Here is a 20,184-nt window from a genome sequence, read left to right as displayed (position 1 = left end):
CCTCACGCTCACGCTCGGACAACACCAGCTCGGCCAACCGCGGCCCCGGACGCCCCATGCATATCAAACGACGCATCAACGACTCAGGTCACTAGCGTCCCGTTCATGATGATGCAACGTGGTGCAGTCGGATCTGTTGTCCTCACGGCCGTCGCCCTGACGGCCACCGCGGGGGTCGCCGCCGCGGCTCCCGCCCCCGCCAAGGCCGCCGCCCCCGTTTCCCACGGCAAGGTGACGGACAATCTGTACATGTCGCTCGGCGATTTCGAGGACGCCACGTCCGGCGAGAATCCGAAGGTCAAGGCCATGATCGACCGTCAGGACATCGGCGGCGTGCAGGTGGTGGTGCCCTGGAAGGCCCTCGAGGGGAAGAAGGGGGAGTACAAGTGGTCGCGACTGGACAACGCCCTGAAGTATCTCCAGGAACGCCACAAGCAGCTGTTCATCCAGATTCAGGACCGGTTCTTCGACGTCGCCATGAAGGACGCCAACGTCCCCCAGTATGTGAAGGACGAGGGCGGGGTCGCGCCGACGATCGATGAGAACCCCGACAACCCCACTACCCACGGGGCCATGGCCGCGCAGTGGAACAAGGGCGTGCGAACGGACTTCCAGGCCATGCTGAAGGCGATGGCGAAGAAGTTCGACGGCAAGCTCGCCGGGGTGAATCTCCCGGAGACCGCGGTCGACGTGGACACCAAGACGGATCAGACCAAGTACACCTCGAAGTCCTACATCGACGCCGAGATCGAGAACATGCGCTTCGGCAAGAAGGTCTTCGCCAAGACGCAGTTCATCCAGTACGTCAACTTCCTGCCGGACGACGACGACCACAAGCGCATGAGGGAGATGTTCGACCTCGCCAGGGACAAGAAGATCGGCATCGGCGGCCCGGACACCCTGCCGGACCGCCCGTACCAGATGGAGAACTCCTACAAGTTCCTCCACGAGTACAAGGCCGCCCTTCCTCTCGTCGCGATGGCCGTCCAGGAACCCGACATCAACGCCAAGGACCCCAAGACCGGCAAGCCGTACACCCGCGAGCGGTTCACCGGCTTCGCCCGCGACTACCTCGGGGCACGCCAGATGTTCTGGACCACCGAGGCGGACTGGCTGCGGAAGCCTGCCGCATAGGGCGGTGGTGCGGAGGTCCGCCTCCGACCGCGCGGGCACGGGACCACGGCGGCGAGGAGGCCGCCCCCCGGCCCCCGGGCCCTCAGCTCCCGCCCGTGCCCACCGCGTGCGGGCTGCGCTCGGTGCCGGGGGCCGGGGCCGACGGGTCCGTGCCCAGGGTGACGATCCGGTTGTCGGCGTCGACGTGCACGACGCTGGGCACGAGGGCGCGGGCCTCCGCGTCCTCGACCTGCGCGTAGCTGATGAGGATGACGAGATCCCCGGGGTGCACGAGATGCGCGGCGGCCCCGTTGATCCCGATCACCCCGGACCCGCGCTCGCCCTCGATCACATACGTCTCCAGGCGCGCGCCGTTGTCGATGTCGACGATGTGCACGAGCTCGCCGGGCAGCAGATCGGCGGCGTCCATGAGATCGGCGTCGATGGTCACGGACCCGACGTAGTGCAGATCGGCGTGGGTGACCGTGGCACGGTGGATCTTGGACTTGAACATGGTGCGAAGCACGCTGTATCTCCCTGCGGATGGGGTCGCGCCCCCGTGGGGTACGCGCCGTCGCAAGCCAGGGTAGCGTCCGGGGCCCGCGCCTACTCCGTGCCCCCGCTCACACCGCCTTCCGCGTGCGCCGCCCGCACCCCCTTCACCGTGTCCGCCTCCCACGGCCGCTTGTCCTCGCGGTAGCGCAGCACGCGGGCGAAGCGCAGGGTGATGCCCGCCGGGTAGCGGGGTGAGCGCTGGATGCCGTCGTAGGCGATCTCCACGACCAGCTCCGGGCGGACGCGGACCACGAAGCCGTCGTCGCTGACCGCCAGCTCGCGCAGGCGCTCGGTCTGCCAGGTCAGGAGGGCGTCGGTGAGGCCCTTGAAGGTCTTGCCGAGCATCGCGAACGAGCCGTCCGGCAGCCGGGCGCCCAGGTGGAGGTTGGAGAGCTTGCCGGTGCGGCGGCCGTGGCCCCACTCGGCGGCCAGCACCACCAGGTCGAGCGTGTGGACGGGCTTCACCTTCAGCCAGGAGGCGCCGCGGCGGCCCGCGCTGTACGGGGCGCCGAGCGCCTTGACCACCACGCCCTCGTGGCCGCGCCGCAGGACCGCCTCGGCGAAGTCCCGGGCCGCCGCCCGCGCACCGCCGTCCGAGGGTTCGGCGACGACCAGCCGCCGTACGCGCAACGGCTCCGGCACCACCCGGGCCAGCTCCGCGTGGCGCTCGGAGACCGGCAGGGCCAGCAGGTCGCGGCCGTCGACGGCCAGCAGGTCGAAGAAGACGGGGGAGAGGGGGACGGTGAGCGCCGCGCCCGCCACGTCCAGCCGGGAGCCGACCCGGCCCGCGATCTCCTGGAAGGGGCGCGGCCGTCCCGCGTCGTCCAGGGCGATGATCTCGCCGTCGAGCACGGCCCGACCGACCGGCAGCTCCCGCGCCACCCGGGCCAGCTCCGGCAGCCGCTCGGTGATCTCCTCCAGGGCGCGGGTGAAGATCCGTATGCCGTCGCCGTCCCGGTGCACCTGCACCCGGATGCCGTCGAGCTTCTCCTCCACCGCGCACGGCCCGAGCCGGTCCAGGGCCTCGTCGACGTCCTTGGCCGTCTGCGCCAGCATCGGCTGCACCGGCCGCCCCACCTCCAGGCGGAAGTCGGCCAGCGCCGCCGGGCCGCGCGCCAGCAGCTCCCGGGCCACGGCCGCAGGGGAGCCGCCGCCGAGCATCACCGCCCGCCGTACGTCCTCGGGCGGCGCGCCCGCGGCGGCCGCGAGCCCCTCGACGGCGAGCGCGTCCAGCGCGCCCTGCCGCAGCTCGCCGCCGAGCAGCCCGCGCAGGAACCGCTGCTCCTCCGCGGTGGCCGCGCCCATCAGCGCGTCGACGAGCCGCTTCCGCTCGGCCTGCGCGCCCTTGCCCGCCACCGCCGCGAACGCCTCGACCGCCCGGTCCACGTCCCGGACGGTCAAGGAAGGCGCCGCGGCGGGCGGCGGCGCGTCGCGCAGCACGCTCCAGCCGATCCCGACCCTGCCCTGCGGCAGCCGCCCCGCCAGATAGGTGAGGGCGAGCGGCGCCTCCTCGGGCCCGGCCGCCCGGAAGAGACCGGCCAGCAGGCCGGTCTTCTCCGACCGCGAGCTCGTCGCGGCGACGGCGGCGGACACACGGGCGATCTCGGCCAGGAGCATGCCCTCATCGTGCCCCGCGGCGGGGGATCACGCCTGGTGCGCGTCCCAGAAGGCGCAGTGGTGCTCGGCGCCCGGATCCACCACCCGGATCCCGTCGGCACCCGGCGCCAGGCTCAGCACCAGCGGCGCGTCGTTCCGGAAGGCCGGCCACCGCGGCGCGCCGGGCAGGTCCGGGCGGGAGGTGTGCGCGAAGCGGGCCCAGTAGCCGACCATCCGCTCCGACAGCTCCTGCTGCGCCGCCGTGAAGGCCGGCTCCACCGGGATGTCGAAGAGATACGGCAGCTCGAAGGCGTGCGCGGCCGCGTACGGGAAGTCCTTCACCTTCGGGAACCCGGGGATCACCGGCGGGTTCGGGTCGCTGAACTCGTAGCCGTACGTGGGCACGCGCGCGGCCAGCGCCCGGTCGGCCCGCAGGGTCGTGCACGTCCACGCGCGGTCGGTGAGCGCCGCGGACCAGGCGAGCGCGGGCGAGGGGTACTTCGCCGCCGGGTAGAGCTCCTCGACCGCTGCCGCCGCGTTGCCGAAGGAGCCCTGCAGCCGGGCCCGGTAGACGTTCGCGTCCGGGATGGGGTGGTCGGCCAGCGACAGGGCGACGAAGAGCCGCATCTCGTCGTGGTTGGTGCCCTGGACGACCGGCACCCGGTGGAAGCGGCCGCTCTCCAGCGCCCGTTCGGGCCGCTCGGGCAGCAGCGCGTTCCCGTAGGAGACGAGCGAGAACTTCTGCGTCAGCTCCGGGGTCACCAGCTTCGCCGCCGGCAGCGCGCGCAGACAGCGCAGCGCCTCGGCTCCGGGCACCAGGCAGCCGAGCGAGCGGGCGGCCGTTGTGCCCGCGTCCTGCACCCGGCTCTGCGGCACCCAGGGGCTGTAGGCGGGGCTGCCGGGCGCGGTGGCTCCGGCGGGCATCGAGGTCATGCACGAGCCGCTCTGGATCACGGCCTTGTGGAAGAGCCCCGCCGACGTGGGCGAGATCAGGTGGGCGCAGGTGCTGAGCGCGCCCGCCGACTCACCGAAGAGGGTGACATTGCGCGGGTCGCCGCCGAAACGGGCCGCGTTGGCCCGCACCCAGCGCAGGGCGGCCTGTTGGTCGGCGAGGCCGTAGTCGGGCGCGCCGCCCAGTGCGGGGTGGCCGAAGAAACCGAACACGCTCAGCCGGTAGTTGACGGTCACCACCACGGCGTCGCCCCGCACCGCGGGCCGCTGCGCGGCGTAGTCGCTGCCGCCGCCCGAGGTGAAGCCGCCGCCGTGCACCCAGACCATGACGGGCCGGCCCCGGCCCGCCGCGCGGCCCTTGGGCGCGGTGACGTTCAGATAGAGGCAGTCCTCCGAGCCGAGCACCTTGCCGGGCTTGTCCGGCGACAGCTGCGCGCAGCGCGAGCGGGGCGCGCCCGCGTCGCGTACGCCCTTCCACTTCGCCGCCGCGGCGGGCAGTTGCCAGCGCCGCGCGCCGGTGGGGGGAGCGGCGAAGGGGATGCCGTCGAAGGTGTTGTACGTGCCGTGCGCCACGCCGCGGACCTGCCCGTGGTCGGTGGCGACGAGGGGTCTCTCCGGTGCTTTCGCCTCTGTGGGTACGGTCACGACGAGGGCGCTGAGCAGGGCCAGAAGTACGGTGCCGAGCAGGGTGCTTCGGAGTCGGTGGAAGGGGAATTCCGGCATTCAGGGTGCCCTTTCGCTGGGACCGGGCGCAGGGGTCGGCCCGGGCGCCCGGAATGTACCCAGAAGGTCCCATGTACACCTGTTCTGCTTGTCCCTCGTACCGGCGCCGGTGAGGACAAGGGGCCCGATACGAGCGCGGGCGACCCCGCGGCGGAGGTCCTGCGCCGTCGTCGCGCTGACGCGCGGGTCCGGTACAAGGCGGACGGTTCTCCCGTCAGCGAGGTCGACGTCGCCGCCGAACGCGCGATCCGGTCGGTCATCCTGGAAGAGTTCGCCGAGGACCGGTTCCTGGGGGGAGGAATTCGGGTCGGTCGGCGACGGGCCGCGCTGCTGGGTCGTGGACCCCTTGGACAACACCGCTTGCTACCTGCGGAGTTCACGTGAGTGCGCGGTCATCGTCGGGCTGCTCGACGCCTCGCGTCCCGTGGTCGGTGTCGTCGTGACTCCGCACGACGGCGCGGTATGGCGGGCGGTGGCGGGGCAGGGCGCGTGGGGGCCGGACGGAGAACGTCTGCGCTGTTCGAGAACAGGCCGGTTGGCAGACGCCACCATCACGTACGCATCCCTGCGGCGCTGGCGGGAGATCGGGCTGGACGGCGCGCTCGGGAGGATTGCCGGGAGCGCTTCTCATGAGAGCCTGCATGGCGGATTCCGGGGAATGCTGGCCGTGGCCTCCGGGACGGTCGACCTGAACCTCGACCCGTGGGGCGGCCTCTGGGATCACGCCGGGCTGGTGCCGTTGCTGGAGGAGAGCGGGGCGGTCTGCCGCAGAGTGGTGCGCTCTTCGGGGCAGGTCGGGCTGGTCACCGGGCCGGAACCGCTCATGCGCGCCGCTGCTGAACTGGGCCTTCCGCTGAGCGACGGGCCGTGGGACCCGGGCACGTACGGGCAGACCGCCGGTGGCGGTGCCTGAGGTGGAGTGTTCCGCGAGCGCGCCGGGCCGCTCGGGGCCGCCGCCGGGCCGTCACATCGCGGCGGCTCCGCCGCGCGAAAACGGAACGTGCCCACTCCCGCTGAAGGGGAGTGGGCACGTTCCGTTTTCGCGGGGGAGCGGTCAGACCTTCGCGGGCTCCGGCTCCACGTCGACGGACGTCGCGGACGGCGGCTCCCGGTGCAGGCCCTTGCGGTCGTAGAAGCGCGTCACGCCGAAGCCGAAGAGCGCGGCGACGACGAGGGCGATGCCCAGGGAGACCCACGCGCGCGTCAGGCCGGCGTCGGCCTGGGCGTCGTAGTAGAGGATCGAGCGCAGGCCGCCGGTGATCTGGCGCAGCGGCTCGAACTCCGAGAGCAGCCGGAAGAAGTCGGGCAGCGCCTGCAACGGCACCGTCGAGCCCGAGGACGGGACGGCCATCGCGACGAAGATGATCGTCGAGAGCAGCATGCCCGGGAGGCCGAAGGCGCGCAGCAGGGCCAGGGCGCCGATGCCGACGACGGCGATGGTGGCCACGGAGTAGACCCACAGCAGGCCGAGGTGGGAGGCGTCCATGCCGAGGACGCCGACCGTGGCGAGCTCGACCAGGGAGCCCATGAGCACGGAGAGGCCGATCATGAGCACGGAGTCGATGGCCAGGGTGCGCACCCGGCTCGTGTGGCGCAGCGGGTTGCGCTGGCGGACGGGGCCGAAGTCGGTGTGCGCGTAGCCGAGGAAGGTGTCGACCTGCGAGACGAGCGCGTTGGCGCCGAGCATGCCGCAGACGACCAGGACCAGGGCGTAGTAGAAGGCGCTCAGGCCCATGGCGCTGTGGGTGCCGAGCGGGTGGCCGTCGGTGACCTGGACGTTCACCGGGTCGGCGAGCATCAGCTGGGCGGCCGGGGCGAGCTTGCCGCCCTGGGCGTTCGCCTGCTTGAGGAGCTCCTTGCCGAGCTGGGCGGAGGCGCCGTGGGTGGCCTTCTGCGTCGCCGAGCTGGCCATGGAGGAGCCGAAGCTGCCGGCCGACTGGTTGGTCAGCACCGTGATCGTCGGCCGGACGGCCTTCGTCTGCTGCGGGCTGAGCAGCCCGGTCAGCGAGGCGGTGAAGTTCTCCGGCACCACGATCGCGCCGAAGAGCTTGCCCTGGCCGAGCCGCTTGTCGGCCTCGGCCTTGCCGAGCACCTGCCAGTCGAAGCTGTCATTGCCCTCCGCGGACTTCTTGATCCCGGAGATGACCTGGTCACCGGCGTTGAGGTGCTTGCCCTTGGCGACGTCGGCACCCTTGTCCTCGTTCACCAGCGCGACGGGGAGGTCGTGCAGATGACCCTTGGGGTTGACGTTGCCGCCGACGTAGAGGAGGGAGAACAGCGCGGCGATCACCGCGAGGATGAGGCCCGAGCCGATCCACAGCCGCGGACTGCGGAGCGCGGAGGAGGGCGGAGGGGAAGACATGAACGCTCCGGTTCGATCACACAGAGTTACTAGATACTTGAGGTATCCAGTGCTGGATAGTGACAGTATCGGATAGGGGTGTCTGATCGCGACCGCGGGGTGCCCGGCCACTTCACCGACGAGGAAGCCGCATGAAGATCTCGGAGCTCAGCCGCACGACCGGCGTGCCGGTCGCCAGCATCAAGTACTTCCGCCGGGAAGGCCTGCTGCCGGCCGGCCGGGCCACAGCCGCCACGCTGGCCGAGTACGGGGACGAGCACGTCCAGCGGCTGCGGCTGATCAAGGCCCTGACCACCCTGGGCGGCCTCTCCATCGCCGCCACCCGCGAGGTCCTGGCCGCGGTCGACCGGGCCGACAGCGCCGACGGCACCCTCAAGGCGATCAGCTACGCCCTGCCCGTGCCCGTCGCCCAGGCCCCGGCCGGAGGCGCGGAGGAGGCGGCGGAGGCCGAGGCCGCGGCGGCGGCGGACGTCTCCGGCCTCATCACGGCGATGGACTGGCACATCCCCGGCACCTCGCCGCACATCAGCGGCCTGACCACGGTCCTCCGGGAGCTCCGGCGCCTCGACGCGGACTACCGCCCCGAACGCCTCCTCGCCTACGCGGAACTGGCCCGCTCCATCGCCCGGCTGGACCTGGAGCGGGCGGCCGCCTTCGAGGACTCCCCGACCCTGGCCGAGCAGGCGGTCGTCGTCCTGGCCCTCTCCGGCCCCATGCTCGAACTGCTGCGCCGCCTGGCCCAGGAGGACCAGGTCCGCCGCCGGACGGCGTTCGAGGACGCCTCCTCGTAGGGGCCGGCGCCGCCCCGGCCATGCCTTAAGGGCGCGGCCCCACGGTCCGCGTCCCCTCCCTCACCGAGATCGCCAGCGCGGGACAGGACTCCGCCGCGTCCAGCACCGTCTCGTCGGGCGCCGTCTCACCGCGGCGCACCCGCGACCGCTCCTCGGACATCTCGAACAGCTCCGGTACGAGCGCCGCGCAGATGCCCGAGCCCAGGCACCGCGCGCGGTCCACCGACACCTGCCAGACCATCGCTCACCACCCCACCGGCATCGTGCGCGGCCCGCGGACCAGCATCTGTGTCTTCCACTCGATGTCACCCGCCGCCCGGATGCCCGGCACCCGCGACACCAGCGCCCGCAGCGCCTCCTGGAGTTCCAGCCGGGCCAGCGGGGCGCCCAGGCAGTGGTGCACGCCGTGCCCGAAGCCCAGGTGCTGGTTGCCCGTGCGGCCGAGGTCGAGGGACTCCGGCGTGGTGAAGCGCAGCGCGTCGCGGTTGGCCGCGCCGACCGCCACCAGCAGCGGTTCGCCCTCGCGCACCAGCGTGCCGCCCACCTCGACGTCCTCCGTGGCATAGCGGGCGAACGACGCGCCCACGCCCAGCGGCACGAAACGCATCAGCTCCTCGACCGCCGTGGACACGAGCTCCGGCTCCGCGCGCAGCCGCTCGAACTGCTCCGGGTGATCCAGCAGCGTGCACAGGAAGTTGGGGATCTGGGTCGCCGTCGTCTCGTGACCGGCGATGAGCAGACCGTCGATCAGATCGATCAGTTCGAGCTCGGTGAGCCGGTCGTCCACGTCCCGCGCCTCGATCAGCGCGGTCATCAGGTCGTCCGCGGGCCGCACGCGGTGTGCCTCGACCAGCTCCGCCATGTACGCGCGGAACTCGTCTCTGGTCTCCGCCATCTCCTCCGTGCTCAGCGCGCTCGTCGACAGCGCCGCGTCGCTCCAGACGCGGAAGCGCCCCTGGTCCTCGGCCGGCACGCCCAGCAGTCGGCAGATCACCCCGACGGGCAGGGGCAGCGCGAAGCTCTCGACCAGGTCGGCGGGCGGCCCCGCCGCCACCATCCGGTCCAGCAGGCTCTCCGCCAGCTCACGCACGGCAGGCCGCAGCTTCTCGACCCGGTGCACGGTGAACGCCTTCGACACCAGGGTCCGCAGCCGGGTGTGGTCCGGCGGATCCATGCTGAGGATCCCGGACTCCCGCCGCCCCGGAGTCCGGCGCGGCTCGTCGTGGTGCGCGGCCGCGGCCCGGCTGAACCGCCGGTCACCGAGCACGAGCCGGGCGTCGGCGTAACGGGTCACGAGCCAGGCCGGCTCACCGTGCTCCATCCGCACGCGCAGCAGCCCCTCACCGTTGCGCGCGTGCTCGTACAGCTCGGACAGGGCGAGACCGGATGCCTCGTTGAACGGATAGGTGGCGGGCTCGACATGTGCGGTGGTCATGCGTACCCCTTCCCGTACGGGATGTGGCGCCATTGCCAACCTCACGGTAAATGCCTTTGCGTGCAGTGGCCACGGTGCGTCGGGGCCCCGCTGAGCGCTCGCTCTTCCGCGCCGTTTCAGGAGCGCGCCCGCGGCACCGACGCCGCCTCCTGGCGCGCCCGGCCGCCCGCGTCACTGATCCTGAGGAGCACCGCCACCAGCAGCCAGTTCGCCACCAGGGACGAGCCGCCCTTGGCGAGGAACGGAAGCGCCTTGCCGGTCAGCGGGATGAGGCCCATGACGCCCCCGGCCACCACGAAGACCTGAAGGGCGAGCGCCGCCGAGAGCCCCACCGCCAGCAGCTTGCCGAACGGGTCCCGCGAGGCCAGCGCCGCGCTCAGCCCGCGCTGCACCAGCAGCCCGTACAGCACCAGCACCACCATCGTCCCGGCCAGCCCCAGCTCCTCCCCGACCGTGGTGAGGATGAAGTCGCTGCGCCCCGCGAAGCCGATCAGCTCCGGGTGACCCTGCCCCAGGCCCGTGCCGGTCACCCCGCCGCTGCCGAAGCCGAACAGCGCGTCCGCGAGCTGACTGGAGATCAGCCCCATGGGCCGCCGCTCCGGGGGCAGGAAGATGTCGAAGGGGTGCAGCCAGGCGACGATGCGGCCCTTGACATGCGGCTCGGTCGACCCGACCACCGTCGCCCCCACCGCGGCCATCGCCAGCCCGAACAGCACCCAGCTGGTGCGCTCGGTCGCGGTGTAGAGCATCACCACGAACAGCCCGAAGAAGATCAGCGAAGTGCCCAGGTCCCGCTCGAAGACCAGCACCAGCAGGCTCAGCACCCACACGCCCAGGATCGGCCCGAGCTGCCGGCCCGGCGGCAGCCGCACCCCCATCACCTTCCGCCCGGTGAGCGCCAGCGCGTCCCGGTGGATGACCAGATAGCCGGCGAAGAACACCGCGATCATCGTCTTGACGAACTCGCCCGGCTGGAACGACAGCGGCCCCACGAAGATCCACCGCTTCGCGCCGTAGGTGTCGCCCGGGAAGAACGCGGGCGCCATCAGCAGCACCAGCGCGGCGGCCATCAGCACATAGATGTAGCGCTGGAGCCACCGGTGGTCCTTCAGCAGCAGGATCACCCCCACGCACACCGCCACACCGATCACGGTCCACAGCAACTGCCCGGACGCGGTGGGCTCCGCGGTCCTGAAGCGGGCGCTGTAGGCGAAGTCCAGCCGGAAGAGCAGCACCAGCCCGAGCCCCGACAGCAGCACCGACACCGGCAGGATCAGCGGATCGGCGAAGGGCGCCCACCGGCGCACCGCCAGATGCGGCACCACCGCCAGGCACACCATGCTCGCCGCGAAGCCCGGGAAGCCGCGCGGGAAGGAGCCGTTGACCGACAGCCCGGCGTAGACATAACCGAAGCAGCTGATGAGCACGGCCATCCCGAGCAGCAGCGCCTCACGGTTGCGCCGCCGGGACGCCAGCGGGCGCTCCGGCGTCGCCGGCCGTTCGTCCTGGCCCTCGAGTTGCACGGATTCCACGGTCACACTGATCAATGTTGGACCGCGGGCGCTGAAGAAAACCTGAAGGTTCCGAGCGAACCTTCAGGAATCGGTCAAGCCGCCCAGCGGGAAGCGGGCCACCAGCAGCGCGCCGCCGCCCGCCCGCTCACCGGCCGTCAGCGTCCCGCCGTGCGCGTGCGCGATCTCGCGGGCGATGGCCAGCCCGAGCCCGCTGCCGCCGCTCTCCCGGTCCCGCGCGGCGTCCAGCCGCACGAAGCGCTCGAAGACCCGCTCCCGCCGGTCCTCCGGGATGCCCGGCCCGTCGTCGGCCACCTCCAGCACGGCCACCGCACCGCCGTGCGCGAGAGCCGCGCGCACGGTGACCCCGCTCGCGGCGTGCCGCAGCGCGTTGTCGACGAGATTGGCCAGCAACCGCTCCAACTGCCCCTCGCGGCCGCGCATCGGCACGGGAGCGTCCGCCCGCACCGCCACCGGCACCCGCCCGGACGGCCGCCGCGCCGCCTCCTCGGCGGCCAGCAGGGCCAGGTCCACCGGCTCCCCGGCCGAGGGCACCCGCGCGTCCAGCCGCGCCAGGAGCAGCAGGTCCGCGGCCACCCGCTGCAGCCGCACGGTCTCCGCCAGCGTGGCCCGCACCGACTCCTGTGTCGGACCACCCGGGGCCGCCAGCGCCACCTCCAGCTGCGAGCGCACCGCCGCCACGGGATTGCGCAGCTCGTGCGAGGCGTCGGCGACGAACTGCCGCTGCCGGCCCACCGCCTGCTCCAGCCGGTCCAGCGTGGCGTTGACCGTACGGGCCAGCAGCGCCACCTCGTCGCCGGCCCCCGGCTCCGGCACCCGCCGGTCCAGCCCGCTCGGGGTGACCGCCGCCAGCTCCGTACGGATTTTCGTCACCGGCCGCAGCGCCAGCCCCGTCACCGCCCACGCGATGAGCGCGGCCAGGGCGATCAGCGGCGGGGAACCCGCGAGCAGGCCCAGGGCGATCGCGTGCGTGGCACCGTCCACGTCGTTGAGGACCGTCAACGCGTAGACGTAGCGCTCCCGTCCGCCCGGCGAGGCCCGCACCACCACCACGGCACCGCGCTCCCCGCCCATCGCCCGCGAACCGGGCAGCACGCGCGACGCCACGTCCTGCCCCGGCGGCGGGCGCAGCGCCCGGAACTCGCGCGCGAGCGGGCCCGCGGACGGGCGGGTCGTGGCCACCACCTCGCCGCGCCCGTCCAGCACCAGGACCACGTCGACGCCCGCCCGGGGCGCCGCCAGCAGCGCGGGCAGCCTGCCCGCGTCCGCCTGCGCGGCCACCTCACGGGCGGCGAGCTCGGTGCGGCCGTTGGTGTCGTCCAGCAGATTGGTGCGCAGCACGGCGTAGAGCCAGCTGCCGCCGACCCCCAGGACCAGCGCCATCGCCAGCGCGGCCGCGGCGGCGGCGCGGCCCCGGACGGTGCGGGGCAGCAGCCGGGAGCGGCGGGCGGCGTCAGCCACCGTCGGGCGCGATCCGGTAGCCCGCGCCGTGCACGGTCACGATCGCCCGGCGGCCGAAGGGAGCGTCGATCTTCCTGCGCAGCGAGGAGACGTACACCTCGACGATGTTCGGATCGGTGTCGGCGGGGGAGTCCCAGACCTCGTCGAGGATGTCCCGCTTGGCCACGACCTGCCCAGTGCTCAGCATCAGGCAGCGCAGCACGGACTGCTCCCGCGCCGTCAGCTCGATCTCCCGCTCCCCGCGCCGGCAGGCCCGCGCCGCCGTGTCCAGGACGAGGTCGCCGGCCCGCAGCAGGCGCACCGGCTCGGCGCCCCCGCGGCGGCCGAGCGCGCGCAGCCGGGCGCCGAGCACCACGAAGGAGAACGGCTTGGACAGATAGTCGTCCGCCCCCGCGTCGAGCCCCTCCGCCTCGTCGTACTCCCCGTCCTTGGCGGTCAGCATCAGCACCGGCGTCCACTGGCCCAGCCTGCGCAGGCGGCCGCAGATCTCGTAGCCGTTCAGCCCTGGCAGCATCACGTCGAGCACGATCACGTCGTACGCTCCGGCGAGCGCTGCCTCCAGGCCACGCGGCCCGTCGTGGACGGTGTCCACGACGTGGCCTTCGGCGGCCAGCCCCCGGCGGAGCGAATCGGCGAGCCCCACCTCGTCCTCGACAATCAGTATGCGCACGCCCCAAGCGTCACATACCGTCCCAGCTCCCCCGGGGGTGGCCGGACCGCTCGCGCCGCGTGATGTCTCGCACACCCGGTGGAACGGCCGTAACCGCCCGCCGCCGCGCCGAGTTGTCGTCACGGAGACGATCCTCTACGGGACGGAGCAGTGGTACATCCATGAGCAAGCGCCAGAAAGGCCGTCGGCATCGCAAGGTCAACCTCACCCCGCGGCCCCGCGCCACGACGGCACCGCCGCGCCCGGTGGTGGTCCCCGAGCTCGGCAGGCACATGGCCCGTACGTGGGAGGGGCTGCGGACCTACGGCGCCGCGGGCGCGTCCCTGGAGGAGCTGGCCGAGGCGGTGGGCTATCAGGCGCGCACGGTCCTCAAACACGTGACCGGCTTCGCCGACCAGGGGCTGGCGGAGTCGCGTGGCGACCGCTGGTACGCGCGGACCGGGTGAGATGGCCGGGACGCGGGTCCCCATGACGCCGGACGGGCCGGACCTCTCCGGCCCGTCCGGCGTTCCACGCCCCGAGGCGTCACTCGATCTGCGTCGCCCCGCCGTTCTCACGGCGCCTGCGCTCCAGCGCGGACAGCACCCGCTCGTGACGCGCCAGCGCGTCCGCCGCCCGCTCCAGGGACCGCGCCGCGGACTCCGCGCGCACCGCGTGACCGAGGATCTGCCTGCGCAGCGCCGCGCCCTCCGGGTCGGGAAGGGACACCGTCAGCGCGCCCGCGCGCAGCCGCCGCGCCTGCTCCAGCAGCTGCGTGGCCTCCGCGCGGACGGGCCGCGACCAGGGCGCGGCCCCCGCGTCGTTCCGCTCCATCAGTTGATCCCTCCGGGTCGCAGCATCCGCCAGGGCGCGAACGCGTTCCGCACCCCGTGCAACGGGCGCGCCAGCTCCGGGTGGTGGCGCAGCAGGACGTCGGTCATCCCGGTGCGGTCGATCCACTCCAGGCCCTCCGGGGTGTAGACCTCCGGCCGGTAGTCCGTGGTGAAGAAGCGGTCGCTCTTCAGCCGCCGGGACGCCATCAGCACGAAGATCCGGAACGCGGTGTCGCTGAACGCGAAGCCGCGCGGCCGGGGTTCGGCGTACATCCCGACCATGGTGTCGACGCGGTCCAGCCGCCCGTCGTAGACCTCGCGCAGCTCCGCCGCCAGCCCCACGTTCCCGCCGGTCAGCTCCTCGAAGTCGGTCACCGGCGGCCGGTGCAGGGCCGCGCGGAAGGCGGTGTAGCGGGGCACGCCGCGCTCGCGGTCGCGCAGGATGTCCACCGTGCCCAGGTCGACCCGCTCCCCGGAGACCCGGGAGAGATCGCGCAGACAGTCCGGGTGGTTGTGCAGGGTGATGTCACCGGGGTTCATGATGCCGAAGGAGTACAGCAGGTCCGACCAGCCCCAGCGGTCCACCGCCTCCCGCGTCGCGAGCGCCTGGAGCGGCTCGAAGTCCGTGCGCTCGATCAGCGCGCCCGTGCGGTGCGAGTGGATGGCGTACTCGTCCCGGATCAGCGGATGCAGCCGGTACGAGGTCACGAACTCCTCGGTCATGGAGAACGGGGCCGTGTGGTGGTCCGTGGGCGAGCCCAGGATTCCGAAGACCGTCTCGCCCCTGCCGAACCGCCCGACGCGGCCGCGCACCCGGGCGGGCAGCACGCCGTACCAGTTGATGTGCATCGCCGCCCGGGTCACCGGCCGGTCGATCACCGCCGGGGTCCACTCCACCGTATGGATCTTCGCCATGACCGCCGCGTTGACCAGCCGGGCCGTCTGGAAGAGCCGCTCGTCGTCCCAGGTGGGGTGCGCGGCCGCGATCCGGTCGCAGATCGCGTTGTGCTCCTTGGCGAAGAGCGTGTGCAGCAGCGACAGCCCGACCCAGTAGTTGTCGTTGAAACCCGTCAGGTCGATGCCCGACAGGCCCGGCCGCACCTCGTCGGGCAGCCGCCCGTCCGCCATGGCCAGCTTGCCGCGCTCACCGGTCCGCAGGGCCCGGCACCGCTCCTCGCTCGAACCGTAGATCTGCGAACCGTCCCACCAGTGGCTGACGGTGTTCTCGTACGTCGGCGGCCGCGTCGGGTCGGCGTGCGGCACCGGGTCGGGGCGGGAGCGGCGTACGAGCATCGGGCAGGCCGGCCAGTCGTCGTCCGCCGCGAGCGGGACGTCCAGCGGCTCGTCCACGCGGTTGTCACCGTGGCTGAACCAGCCGTGGTTCTGGAACTGGATCCACGCCGCCGCCAGCATGTTGAGCGTGGGCGCCGGCCGGAAGCCCGAACGGCGGGCCAGCAGTTGCCTGCTCACCTCGCGCGGGCCGGGGCTGAACAGCCCCTTCTCCTCGTCCTCCGGGAAGGTCTGCGGCAGCGGGCAGTTGCGGTCGAAGCGGGTGCCCGCCCGGCCCATGTCGACGTCGGCCGGGTCATAGCCCGAACCGTCGTAACTGCGGTACGGCAGCAGCTCCGGGCTCGGCGTGCGGGGCCGCTCGCCGCCCGCGCCGTAGGTGTCGTAGAGATTGTGCGCGCGCAGCAACTCCCGCTGTCTCTTGATCTCCAGGAGCGCGAGCGGGAACGGCAGGGAGTGCCACTCGCGGCGGGGGCGCGGGACGGGCGTCATCGAAAGAGCTCTCCATCAGAAGGGGCCGGGGGCGGGGAATCCGTGCGGGCGGCGGGGTTCAGCGGTCGTGGAGCCGGAGGACGACGGTCTCCTCCACCCGGCCGCGGTACGGCGCGAGCAGCTCGTCGACCTGGTCCCGCGCCTCCGGGACCACCTTGTCCAGCCCCTGCGCGTACACGTCGACGTTGTGGCACTGCGGGAAGTCGTGCGTGGGGTCCGCCCAGGTGATCTCCAGCCAGCCGGCGGGCAGCGGGAAGACCGACACCGGGCTGCGGCCCTCCAGACTGGGCACCACGTCGTGCTCGTTGACGATGCTGACGACCTGGGTCCGCGGGTCGCGCGGGCGCTTGAAGTCGATCGGCGAGCCGACGGCGACGACGTGCGTCAGCCGCCAGCGGTCGGTGACCTGGGGCAGCTCGGCCAGGCTCATGGCCGTGACCCCGCCCTGGCTGTGCCCGATCAGCGCGATCTCGGCGCCGTCCGGCACGGTCAGCGCGAGAGCCTTGCGCACGGCCCGCGTGTACGGCGAGTCGTTGCGGCCCACCGCGGTGACGGCCCCCACCAGGTCCTGCGGGGTGGGGTTGCGCGGCAGGCCGAAGGCCATGCCGGGCAGCAGCACCACATAGCGGGTGATGCCGTCGGGGCCGGTGACGCGCTGGACGAGGGTCCGGCCGTCGTTGCCGAGAGCGGCCAGGTTCCGCAACTGGCCGCTGATGCCGCCGTCGAGGTCGAGCCCCGCCAGGAACTCCGGGTCCGGCGGCAGGGCCACGGCCCGGCCCGCGCCCCGGTCCCAGCGGGCCCACGCCCCGATGCCGAGGCCGAGCAGCGGGTCGCCGTCGGCCCGCGTGCCCGTGACGATGCACCAGGCCGCCTCGTCGTTGAAGGGGTTCTCGTCGACCAGCGCGTTCCACGCCATCACCTCGGCGAGGGCGGGCGCGAGCGCGGCCAGGGCGCGCTGGGCGCCCTGCGCCCGGACGTTCTGCCGGAGGATGCGCAGGGCCAGCAGCTGCCGGTCGGAGTCGATGGCGATCAGCAGCCGCCGCACCGGCCCCTCCTCCACGAACTCCCGGTGCCGCACCGCGCACAGCCGGATCCGCAGCTTGAGCGCGGTCACCGCCATGTCCAGCGCCAGGCTCCGCCTGCTGGTGAGCACCCCGCCCAGCCAGGCCGCCCGGCCCACCCTGCCGCCGTCGGGCGCGTACCCGAGCCCGGCGGGGTCGACGAGCGTACGGGCCAGGGCGCCCACCGCGCGGGCACCGCTGCGCGGCGACCGGCCCACCGACCTGAGCAGCGCGGGATCGGTGGCCACGGCCGTCACGGCCCGCCCGGCCTCCCGCACGATCCCGGCGGCCTCGCTGAGCGTCCGGGCGAGGGCGGCGAGCTCCGCGGTGTCGAGGGCGGGGGACTCCTCGGGCGCCTGCGGCGTGAGGGACCGCACCGCCGGTGCTTCCCGCGTGGGTGTCCCAGGCGCCTCGGGAGCGGCCTCCGGTACGGCCTCCGGCTCCTCGGCCGGAACCGTGTTCTCCGCCGTCACGCGTCCTCCCCCTCCTCGTCCGGGCGCGCCGCCGCGCGGACGCCGATGCGCAGGTGCGTCGTGTCGAAGGTGATCGGCAGGGGACGCGACGGGCTCAGGCGGACGCCGGAGACGGCCAGTTCGCCGCCGCGCAGCAGCTCCGCGACGAAGCCGGTGGCCAGCTGGAGCCCCAGTTCCGTGCCGCTGCACTGCGCCTCGCCCCGGCTGAACGGGCTGATCGCCCAGTCGTCGTCCGCCGTGCCGTCGAGCCACTTCTCCGGCGCGAACCGGTGGGCGTAGTCGATCCGTTCGCCGTCGCGCGCGTGGAAGCCCGCGGGCACCAGGATGTTGACACCCCCTGGCGCCACCGCGCCCCGCCAGCGCGTCTCCGCCGTCGTCCGCCGCATCAGGCTGGGCACGGGCGCCCACAGGCGTGCCGCGTCCTGGACGCAGGCGCGCACGTACGGCATGTCGCAGAAGCCGGCCACCGTGCGGGGGCCGTGCTTGCGGTCGGCGGCCCCGACCTCCGCCAGGGCCCGCTCGTGGTGCCGGGGGTGCGTGGCGAGCAGGGCCAGCGCCTGCACGGTGGCCGCCCGCACCGCCGCCAGCGCCATGAACCAGTGCGAGACCTGGGCCTCGGGCGCCGTCTCCGGCCCCCGGGGCGCGCCGCCGAACAGCCCGGTCAGGCTGCGCGGATCGGCCTCGGCCAGATAGCGGGCCTGGCGCTGCATCATGCGCCGCCGGGCCCGGCGGGCGCGGGCCGCACGCCAGCGCCGGGCACCCATCCAGTTGGCCTCGGCGAGGAGTTCGTCCAGCAGCAGCGAGAACTCCTCGTCGTCCGCCGCGGCCTCGCCCAGGAAGCAGCGCCGCCCCACACGGTCGAACCGCTCCCGGAAGGCGTCGTTGTCGAGCCCGGCGAGCGCGCGCGGGCCGAGCAGGGCCGCGGCCTCCTCGCCGACGACCCGCAGGAAGTGGTCCGCGAGCCGGTGCACAGGGCAGCCCGCGTCCAGGACGGAGTCGTTGAACGCCCTGCGGACCGCGCGCTGCCCGCCGTGCGAGGCGACCAGCGCGTCGGGCTGCACGCCCGCGAAGCCGGTCACCTTCTCCCAGGTGTCCACCGCGTACACCTCCACCGGCCCGGCCAGCACCTGCCGCGCGTCCTCCGCGTCCAGGACGAGCAGGGTCGGCCCGGAGGTGCCGCGCACCATGACCGGCCCGCGGCCGTGCACGCGGCGCAGCCGCCGCATGGTGTCCACGGCGTGCCGGCCGGCGTCCAGCCGGGCCACCAGCGCCGCGACGCGGGGCCGGGCCCGGAAGACGCCCTTGAGGTAGTTGGGCAGGAGGTAGGTGACGGCGAGCCGCAGGTTCTCGCCCGCGGACGCGGTGGGCAGCGCGGTGCCGCGCTCCGTGCCGACGTCCGTGGTGCTGTACAGGTGGATCATGCGAGGACCTTCCCCGGGTTGAGCAGCCCCTCGGGGTCGAGCAGCCGTTTGACGTCCCGCTGCAACCGCAGGTTGCGGGGCGGCAGTTCACGGGCGAGCCAGTCGCGCTTGAGGGTGCCGACGCCGTGCTCGCCGGTGATGGTGCCGCCCAGTTCGAGACCGGCGGCCATGATCGCGTCGTATGCCTCCCGCGCCCGCCGGACGGCGTCCGCGTCGGAGCGGTCGAAGACGACGGTGGGGTGGAGGTTGCCGTCACCGGCGTGGCCGACGGTGGAGATGTAGAGGCCGTACTCGCCGGCGATGTGCTCGATCCGGTCGATCAGTTCGGCCAGCCGGGCGCGCGGCACCGCCACGTCCTCGATGAACGCCGTGACATCACCGGGCAGCCGCCCCGCGTGGGCGCTGACCGCGGGCAGCACCATCCGGCGGGCGTCCAGGACCTCGCGGGACCGCTCGCCATCGGCGGCGGCCGTGACGGACAGCGCCCCGGCCTCCCGGCACAGCACGGCCATCGCCCGCACCGCCTCGGCGGCGTCGGGCGCGTCGCTCGCCACGATCAGCGTGGCCGCCGCGCCGCCCGTGAGCAGCGGGTGGCCCAGCGCCGCGACCGCCTCGGTGGTCGTACGGTCCATGAGCTCCAGGGCGGACGGGACATGACCCGCGCCGATGATCGCCGCCACGGCCTCGCCCGCGTGCGTGGCCGAGGGGAACCGCGCGAGCAGCGCCAGCGCGGGCGGCGGGGGCGGCCGCAGGGCCAGCGTGGCCTCGACGATGACGCCCAGGGTGCCCTCGGAGCCGACGAACAGCCGGGTCAGGTCGTATCCGGCGACACCCTTGACCGTGCGCCGGCCGACGCGCAGCACCTCGCCGTCGGCCAGGACCACGGTCAGCCCGAGGACGTAGTCGGCGGTGACCCCGTACTTCACACAGCACAGCCCGCCCGCGCCGGTGGCGATGTTGCCGCCGATCGTGCAGCGCTCCCAGGAGGCCGGGTCCGGCGGATAGCACAGGCCGTGCCCGGCGACCGCCGCCGCGAGGTCCGCGGTGATCACACCGGGCTCGCAGCGCACCAGCCGGTTCGCCGGGTCGACCTCCAGGACGCGGTTCATACGGACCATGGACAGCAACAGGCAGCCGTCGACGGCGTTGGCGGCACCGGCCAGCCCCGTGCGCGCGCCCTGCGGGACGACCGGCACGCCGTACGCCCGCGCCGTGCGCACCACGTGCTGGACCTGCTCGACGGTCTCGGGGCGCACCAGGACCGCGGGTCTGCCCGCCTCGCTGAAGGGCGCCGCGTCCCGGCTGTGCGGGGCGAGTTCGTCGTCCCCGGTCAGCACGGCGCCCTCGGGCAGCGCTTCGGCCAGCGCCGCGAGCAGCGGCTTCTCGACGGATACGGTCATGGGCAACTCCAGGGCGCGGTCAGGCACAGGTGGGGCGGGCGGAGCGGGG

18 protein-coding genes are annotated in these 20,184 nt (G+C 73.5%); 4 read left to right on the top strand and 14 right to left on the bottom strand.

Translation table 11 applies throughout. The features are described from left to right. The first annotated feature begins 105 nt into the window (after positions 1-105). Positions 106-1,134 (top strand): hypothetical protein, encoded by a 1,029-nt coding sequence (locus tag ACZ4A5_RS25575; protein WP_467588754.1) that lies wholly within the window; start codon positions 106-108, stop codon positions 1,132-1,134. Positions 1,135-1,216: 82 nt separating this feature from the next. Here ACZ4A5_RS25575 and panD read toward each other — a convergent pair whose 3' ends face one another. The 3 genes from panD to ACZ4A5_RS25560 form a co-directional block, all read right to left on the bottom strand. Further along, the gene (gene panD, locus ACZ4A5_RS25570) at positions 1,217-1,639 is read right to left on the bottom strand and encodes an aspartate 1-decarboxylase (RefSeq protein WP_467588751.1); all 423 of its coding nucleotides are present in this window, start codon (positions 1,637-1,639) and stop codon (positions 1,217-1,219) included. Positions 1,640-1,719: 80 nt separating this feature from the next. After that, positions 1,720-3,285: an ATP-dependent DNA ligase gene (locus tag ACZ4A5_RS25565; protein ID WP_467588748.1), complete on the bottom strand. Its 1,566-nt coding sequence runs from the start codon at positions 3,283-3,285 to the stop codon at positions 1,720-1,722. A 27-nt stretch (positions 3,286-3,312) separates the two neighbouring features. Then, positions 3,313-4,938 carry a carboxylesterase/lipase family protein gene (locus tag ACZ4A5_RS25560; RefSeq protein WP_467588745.1) on the bottom strand — a complete coding sequence of 542 codons (1,626 nt, stop codon included), beginning with the start codon at positions 4,936-4,938 and terminating at the stop codon, positions 3,313-3,315. Here ACZ4A5_RS25560 and ACZ4A5_RS25555 point away from each other — a divergent pair. After that, on the top strand, positions 4,847-5,851 hold the full coding sequence (locus ACZ4A5_RS25555) for an inositol monophosphatase family protein (protein ID WP_467588741.1): 1,005 nt from the start codon (positions 4,847-4,849) through the stop codon (positions 5,849-5,851). The two genes, ACZ4A5_RS25560 and ACZ4A5_RS25555, sit on opposite strands and share 92 nt — an antisense overlap. A gap of 141 nt (positions 5,852-5,992) precedes the next feature. Here the strand turns inward: ACZ4A5_RS25555 and ACZ4A5_RS25550 are convergent, their stop codons facing one another. Next, entirely contained in the window at positions 5,993-7,300 is a 1,308-nt protein-coding gene (locus ACZ4A5_RS25550; protein WP_467588738.1) for a YhgE/Pip domain-containing protein, read from the bottom strand. Positions 7,301-7,431: 131 nt separating this feature from the next. On the opposite strand from ACZ4A5_RS25550, the gene ACZ4A5_RS25545 reads away from it, so the two are divergent. After that, complete coding sequence (locus ACZ4A5_RS25545; RefSeq protein WP_467588735.1) at positions 7,432-8,091, top strand: MerR family transcriptional regulator; 660 nt, start codon at positions 7,432-7,434, stop codon at positions 8,089-8,091. A 25-nt stretch (positions 8,092-8,116) separates the two neighbouring features. On the opposite strand, the gene ACZ4A5_RS25540 is transcribed toward ACZ4A5_RS25545, so the two are convergent. The 5 genes from ACZ4A5_RS25540 to ACZ4A5_RS25520 form a co-directional block, all read right to left on the bottom strand. Continuing rightward, the gene (locus tag ACZ4A5_RS25540; RefSeq protein WP_467588733.1) at positions 8,117-8,332 is read right to left on the bottom strand and encodes a ferredoxin; all 216 of its coding nucleotides are present in this window, start codon (positions 8,330-8,332) and stop codon (positions 8,117-8,119) included. Between the two features lie 3 nt (positions 8,333-8,335). Further along, entirely contained in the window at positions 8,336-9,526 is a 1,191-nt protein-coding gene (locus ACZ4A5_RS25535; RefSeq protein WP_467588730.1) for a cytochrome P450, read from the bottom strand. Between the two features lie 116 nt (positions 9,527-9,642). Continuing rightward, positions 9,643-10,959 (bottom strand): FtsW/RodA/SpoVE family cell cycle protein, encoded by a 1,317-nt coding sequence (locus ACZ4A5_RS25530; protein WP_467588760.1) that lies wholly within the window; start codon positions 10,957-10,959, stop codon positions 9,643-9,645. A 162-nt stretch (positions 10,960-11,121) separates the two neighbouring features. After that, positions 11,122-12,519, bottom strand: coding sequence for a sensor histidine kinase (locus tag ACZ4A5_RS25525; protein ID WP_467588726.1), 1,398 nt, complete (start codon positions 12,517-12,519; stop codon positions 11,122-11,124). Further along, a complete protein-coding gene (locus ACZ4A5_RS25520) occupies positions 12,512-13,189 on the bottom strand; it encodes a response regulator transcription factor (protein WP_467588722.1) in 678 nt (225 codons plus the stop codon). Before ACZ4A5_RS25520 ends, ACZ4A5_RS25525 begins: the two co-directional genes overlap by 8 nt. 161 nt (positions 13,190-13,350) lie before the next feature. Between ACZ4A5_RS25520 and ACZ4A5_RS25515 the strand changes: the two genes are divergently transcribed. Continuing rightward, positions 13,351-13,635 carry a hypothetical protein gene (locus ACZ4A5_RS25515; protein ID WP_398871978.1) on the top strand — a complete coding sequence of 95 codons (285 nt, stop codon included), beginning with the start codon at positions 13,351-13,353 and terminating at the stop codon, positions 13,633-13,635. Between the two features lie 79 nt (positions 13,636-13,714). Here the strand turns inward: ACZ4A5_RS25515 and ACZ4A5_RS25510 are convergent, their stop codons facing one another. The 5 genes from ACZ4A5_RS25510 to ACZ4A5_RS25490 are packed head-to-tail and all read right to left on the bottom strand — an operon-like array spanning position 13,715 to position 20,135. Continuing rightward, on the bottom strand, positions 13,715-14,002 hold the full coding sequence (locus tag ACZ4A5_RS25510) for a hypothetical protein (protein WP_467588719.1): 288 nt from the start codon (positions 14,000-14,002) through the stop codon (positions 13,715-13,717). Then, entirely contained in the window at positions 14,002-15,780 is a 1,779-nt protein-coding gene (locus ACZ4A5_RS25505) for a peroxidase family protein (protein WP_467588716.1), read from the bottom strand. Before ACZ4A5_RS25505 ends, ACZ4A5_RS25510 begins: the two co-directional genes overlap by 1 nt. 58 nt (positions 15,781-15,838) lie before the next feature. Further along, positions 15,839-17,314: an alpha/beta hydrolase family protein gene (locus ACZ4A5_RS25500; protein ID WP_467588713.1), complete on the bottom strand. Its 1,476-nt coding sequence runs from the start codon at positions 17,312-17,314 to the stop codon at positions 15,839-15,841. Beyond that, positions 17,311-18,735, bottom strand: coding sequence for a cytochrome P450 (locus tag ACZ4A5_RS25495; RefSeq protein WP_467588710.1), 1,425 nt, complete (start codon positions 18,733-18,735; stop codon positions 17,311-17,313). The genes ACZ4A5_RS25500 and ACZ4A5_RS25495 overlap by 4 nt, the downstream gene beginning before the upstream one ends. Then, on the bottom strand, positions 18,732-20,135 hold the full coding sequence (locus ACZ4A5_RS25490) for an FAD-binding oxidoreductase (RefSeq protein WP_467588706.1): 1,404 nt from the start codon (positions 20,133-20,135) through the stop codon (positions 18,732-18,734). The genes ACZ4A5_RS25495 and ACZ4A5_RS25490 overlap by 4 nt, the downstream gene beginning before the upstream one ends. Between the last annotated feature and the right edge of the window lie 49 nt (positions 20,136-20,184).

Source organism: Streptomyces sp. NPDC025618 (assembly GCF_055558795.1).
The sequence above is the reverse complement of the archived record's forward strand: the minus strand, read 5'-3'. Positions and strand labels throughout refer to the sequence as shown.